Below are 4,857 nucleotides of genomic sequence, written 5' to 3'. Positions count from 1 at the left end.
CGTTGAGATGCCCTGTTTTGGCTCGGTAGCTCACGAATAAATAAGGGTTGGTATCTATCTTAAATTGTTTGATTTTTTGGAGCAGTCGCAATGCTTGTGTAGAAAGAAAGATGCGGTGCTCTGCTTTATTTTTCATTCGTTCGGGCGGTATGGTCCAGAGTGCTTTTTGTTCGTCGATTTCGTGCCATTGGGTTTCGGCGGCTTCTGTTGGTCGGGTCATTGTGAGTAGTTGCCATAACACGAGGTAGCGGGTGAGTAAATCAACGTTGGAGTTTAAGAGATCGTTGAGAAATTCTGGTAAGTCGTCGAAATGGATGTTGGGGTTAGTGCCTCGTCCTAAGCTTTCAAACGCAGTGGTGATTTTAAGGCAAGGATTGGCATCAAGGGCGAAAAGTAAATTGACGGCGTAGTTTAAGATGGCATTGAGCAATTTGATGCTTTTGCGGAACATTTCTGCCTTGCCTTGTTGGTAAGGAATATCTAGCACGGGTTTGACAATGCGTGGTGTGATGTCGGTAATGGGCAAGCTGCCTAATTGTGGGAGTAGATAGAGTTCGACAATTCGCCAATATTTTTCAAGTGTGCTAGGTTTGATGTTGGTTTTGCTTGCTTTCCATTGTTCTGCAATGACAGAAAATGTCGTTTCTCGACGTTGAATTTCTTGTTGTGTGTGTTGTTTGATGTGTTCTTGCGGATCGATATTTCTTGCCAGCAGTACTTGATATTCGGCACATAAATCACGTGCGTCTTTTAGGCTGTATGCAGGATAGGTGCCAATAGTGATGTTGGTGCGTTTTTTGCTGTATGGTTTGCTGTATTTTAACTTCCAAATTTTAGAGCCTTTGGGAGTTACAACAAGGTATAAGCCATCTCCATCAGATAGCCATTGGTCAATTGCTTTTGGTTTTGTTTTTTCAACGAGAGATGCGGATAATCCCATAAGTTATTCCTTGTACTTGATGAAATAGCGATGTACTTGATCGCCAAGAAATCAAGTACATCGTGTACTTGATTACATTCTACGGCTAAAGACTGAATAGGACAATAAAAAAGGCTAGAACCTTGTGAATTCTAGCCTTGTTATACTTTCTGAAACTTATTCAGATTATATTATGGTGCTCTGAGCGAGACTCGAACTCGCACATCCTATGGACACTACCCCCTCAAGATAGCGTGTCTACCAATTCCACCATCAGAGCAAAGTTATATTTTATTGTGGAATGTCGTTATTTTGTGTTTTAACTTCCGCTGGTTGTGTAATATTTTGTTTTACATCACTTAAATCATCAAATTGACTTGTTGGTCTAGCTTGATGGGTGTTGATGTTGCCAATAATTAAGCTAATAGCAAAGAAAATTGTTGCTAATACTGCTGTTGTTCTTGATAAAAAATTTGCAGAACCAGTTGAACCAAATACAGTTCCTGCTGCACCAGCACCAAATGATGCTCCTGCGTCTGCTCCTTTACCTTGCTGCATTAAGATAAAACCAACTAATGCAATTGCAATAACAAGGTAAATGACTGTAAGAATATTTAACATTGATATTTCTCTAAATTCTGACGCTAATGAATTGCGAATATTTATATATTACTGAACATTCGTTTTTTTTGCAAGAGAGATTTTAAATTAAGGAGTTTGTTTGTGTTTTTTTTCGACACTCAACAGAACCCAAACTATTTCTTAAAATACTGTATGAGAACAAAAACTCATTGTAGGGCAGTGGTATATATGCTTTATATTCAAACTCACATCATCTCGACATAAAATTACGGATGGATATTTAAAGAAAAGCTACAATGTTGTTATTTGACAATTATGAGAATATGGCTGGTTTGACGTCTAGTGATAAAACATCTTATTCTTTCAAAAAATCGCATTTTATGCTTTAATAAGCCGATTTTTTTATTTTAAACATAACAATAGAAGGTTTAAAAATGAGCTGGTTAGATAGAATTTTGGGGCGTGACTCTTCTTCAAATACAGGGAAGTCGAAAGTGCCAGAAGGCGTTTGGACAAAATGTACAAGTTGTGATCAGGTGCTTTATAGCGAAGAATTAAAACGCAATATGCAAGTTTGCCCGAAATGCGATCATCATATGCGTATTAACGCTCGTACACGTTTACTGAATTTATTAGATGAAGGTTCTGCACAAGAAATCGCAGCAGAGCTTGAACCGCAAGATGTGTTGAAGTTTAAAGATCTTAAAAAATATAAAGATCGTTTATCTGCTGCACAAAAAGAGACAGGCGAAAAAGACTCGTTTATCGTGTTAGCAGGTACGTTACACGGAATGCCAGTGGTAACAGCTTCTTTTAACTTTGAGTTTATGGGCGGTTCTATGGGTTCTGTAGTGGGTGCAAAATTTGTGCAAGCTGCAGAAAAAGCATTGGCAGAACGTATCCCATTTATCTGTTTCTCCGCATCGGGCGGTGCACGTATGCAAGAGGCATTATTCTCGTTAATGCAAATGGCGAAAACCAGTGCGATTTTAGCTAAAATGAAAGAGCAGGGGGTACTGTTTATTTCTGTATTAACTGATCCAACTTTGGGTGGTGTATCAGCCAGTTTAGCGATGTTAGGTGATTTAAACATTGCTGAACCGAAAGCGTTAATTGGCTTTGCTGGCCCTCGCGTTATTGAGCAAACTGTTCGTGAAAAATTGCCTGAAGGTTTCCAACGTGCAGAATTTCTACTGAAACATGGTGCGATTGATATGATCGTACACAGAAAAGAGATGCGTGATACTCTGGCACGAATTTGTGCTAAATTGACACATCAACCTACACCGTTTAAAACGGCGGAATTGATTATTGAAGAGTAGCAAATAGGAAATGATATAAATCCCTGTTTTACAGGGATTTTTCTTTATGGAATAAATGAAATGAACTCACAAACACCAACCCGTGCAGATAATCTGCAAACGTGGTTAAATTATTTAGAACACGGGCATTTTAAAGCGATTGATATGGGCTTGGAACGTATTAAATCGGTCGCTTCAAATTTAGATTTACTTCATCCTGCCCCTTATGTCATTACTGTAGCAGGTACGAATGGAAAAGGCTCGACTTGCCGTTTCTTGGAAGTCGCTTTGATGAAACTTGGCTTGAAAGTGGGCGTATATTCGTCTCCTCATCTCATTCGATACAACGAACGCGTGCGAATTAATGGGCAGTTATTAGACGACCAAGCTCATATTGATAGTTTTGCAGAAATCGACCAGAACAAGACCGCTTCTTTAACCTATTTTGAGTTTAGCACACTCTCGGCGTTGAAACTTTTTAAAGATGCCAAGTTGGATGTCGTAATTTTAGAAGTAGGGCTAGGCGGTCGATTAGATGCAACAAACATTGTTGATCCAAATCTTGCGGTCATTACTTCCATTGATATCGATCACGTTGCCTTTTTAGGCGATAACCGCGAAGATATTGGACGCGAAAAAGCAGGTATTTTCCGTGCGAATATTCCTGTGATTATTGGTGAACCTGATTGCCCTCAATCAATCTTAGTGATCGCACAAGATCTGAATGCTCAAAAATTCCAACGCAATGTCGATTGGCAGTATGAGGTTAAGAATGAAGCGTTTTATTGGCAATCACAAACAACGCAGTTTAATGCATTGCCAATGCCATTAATTCCTATTCCAAATGCAGGCACGGCAATTGCTACTTTACTGAAAACGCCATTTAATGTGAGCGAGCAAATTATTCGTGAGACTTTGCAAGAAGCTCAAATGACAGGGCGTTTTCAACAATTGCAAGCCGTAGATTTTGCTCATTTCTCAGGGCAAAAACCAAAAGCACAAGTAATTATTGATGTGGGGCATAATCCTCACGCTGCACGCTATCTTGTCGAACGCTTGCAAGCGGTCAAAAAAGCAAAAATCTTTGCGATTTTCAGCTGTTTGGAAGACAAAGAACTTTCGGGTATTGTTCAGCCATTAGCAGGCATTATTGACGAATGGCATTGTGTCGGCTTAGATTGCTGGCGGGGGCAGAGTGGTCAAGCTGTTTACGATAAATTAGTAAATTGTTTACCAAAGACGACTGCTTGTGTGCACAAAAATGTGGAGGAAATCGCTCCTATTTTATTTGAACAAGTAGAAGAGCAGGATATTATTCTAGTTTTCGGCTCGTTCCATACAGTGGCAGATTTTATGTTGTTTTTAGACAAGTAGAAAATGGAATAATAGACAACATAAGAACGAATTATTAACGATTATTGATTTCTTGATTTAAATTCTTTAAAGGCTTTAATAATCAGTTGATTTTGCGGAATATTAAGCACTTTGCTTAATTCCTCAATCTCTTCAATGATTTCAATCGGAAGTTTAAACCCTTTGATTTTTACGCCCCGTTTAGCATCACTTTTTGCTTGAATTTCTCGTCTTGACAACGCCATAATGAAACCTCATAATAGTTTGTAGTGAAGATCTAGGGAGTTGCAGCTCCCTAGCAAGCCATTTTAGCTAGATGTTTTTGCTAAACATCACTAACGCTAAAATAACTAGGATAACTAAGATAATCATAGTTCTTATCCTCTTCATTAAAACGTGGAGAGCAAGCTCCACACTCGCTTTCGCTCCTGTGTCCTACCACCTGCGAAAGCAAAATAATGATGCTGTAGATTAACCTACAAGGCAAGTAAAAAATAATAAAAAGCCGATATGTCTATCGGCTTTTTTTATGCGTTACAACAACGCCATTTGTTTTTCTTTGGCTATCGTAAAATTATAAAAATAAAGTAAAATTGATTATTAAAAACAAAACAGCCACCACTAAAATGCTATTTCCATTTGTTAGCCGCTTGCTGATCGCTTTCACGCCCTTCAATCCAGCGTTCGCCGTGTGTTGTGGTT

5 protein-coding genes and 1 tRNA gene are annotated in these 4,857 nt (G+C 38.8%); 2 read left to right on the top strand and 4 right to left on the bottom strand.

What is annotated here, in order from left to right; genetic code table 11:
- The 3 genes from KH943_RS09220 to secG form a co-directional block, all read right to left on the bottom strand.
- On the bottom strand, positions 1 to 940 hold a 940-nt coding region (locus tag KH943_RS09220), incomplete at its 3' end, for a tyrosine-type recombinase/integrase (protein ID WP_304110314.1).
- Positions 941 to 1,113: 173 nt separating this feature from the next.
- Positions 1,114 to 1,199 (bottom strand) — tRNA-Leu (locus KH943_RS09215).
- 11 nt (positions 1,200 to 1,210) lie between these two features.
- Positions 1,211 to 1,540: a preprotein translocase subunit SecG gene (secG, locus tag KH943_RS09210; protein ID WP_304110313.1), complete on the bottom strand. Its 330-nt coding sequence runs from the start codon at positions 1,538 to 1,540 to the stop codon at positions 1,211 to 1,213.
- Positions 1,541 to 1,935: 395 nt separating this feature from the next.
- Here secG and accD point away from each other — a divergent pair, with 395 nt between their 5' ends.
- A complete protein-coding gene (gene accD / locus KH943_RS09205; RefSeq protein WP_304110312.1) occupies positions 1,936 to 2,823 on the top strand; it encodes an acetyl-CoA carboxylase, carboxyltransferase subunit beta in 888 nt (295 codons plus the stop codon).
- A gap of 60 nt (positions 2,824 to 2,883) precedes the next feature.
- Positions 2,884 to 4,176 (top strand): bifunctional tetrahydrofolate synthase/dihydrofolate synthase, encoded by a 1,293-nt coding sequence (gene folC, locus KH943_RS09200; protein WP_304110311.1) that lies wholly within the window; start codon positions 2,884 to 2,886, stop codon positions 4,174 to 4,176.
- Between the two features lie 41 nt (positions 4,177 to 4,217).
- Here the strand turns inward: folC and KH943_RS09195 are convergent, their stop codons facing one another.
- Positions 4,218 to 4,400, bottom strand: coding sequence for a ribbon-helix-helix protein, CopG family (locus KH943_RS09195; protein WP_304110310.1), 183 nt, complete (start codon positions 4,398 to 4,400; stop codon positions 4,218 to 4,220).
- Positions 4,401 to 4,857 lie beyond the last annotated feature (457 nt).

Origin of the sequence: Haemophilus parahaemolyticus (genome assembly GCF_018373095.1) — a bacterium.
Lineage (GTDB): Bacteria > Pseudomonadota > Gammaproteobacteria > Enterobacterales > Pasteurellaceae > Haemophilus_A > Haemophilus_A parahaemolyticus_A.
The sequence above is the reverse complement of the archived record's forward strand: the minus strand, read 5'-3'. Positions and strand labels throughout refer to the sequence as shown.

Bases quoted from the DNA above. Each gene is read 5' to 3' on its own strand.
- accD (WP_304110312.1), top strand. From the start codon at position 1,936: ATGAGCTGGTTAGATAGAATTTTGGGGCGTGACTCTTCTTCAAATACA.
- secG (WP_304110313.1), bottom strand. From the start codon at position 1,540: ATGTTAAATATTCTTACAGTCATTTACCTTGTTATTGCAATTGCATTA.
- KH943_RS09195 (WP_304110310.1), bottom strand. From the start codon at position 4,400: ATGGCGTTGTCAAGACGAGAAATTCAAGCAAAAAGTGATGCTAAACGG.
- folC (WP_304110311.1), top strand. From the start codon at position 2,884: ATGAACTCACAAACACCAACCCGTGCAGATAATCTGCAAACGTGGTTA.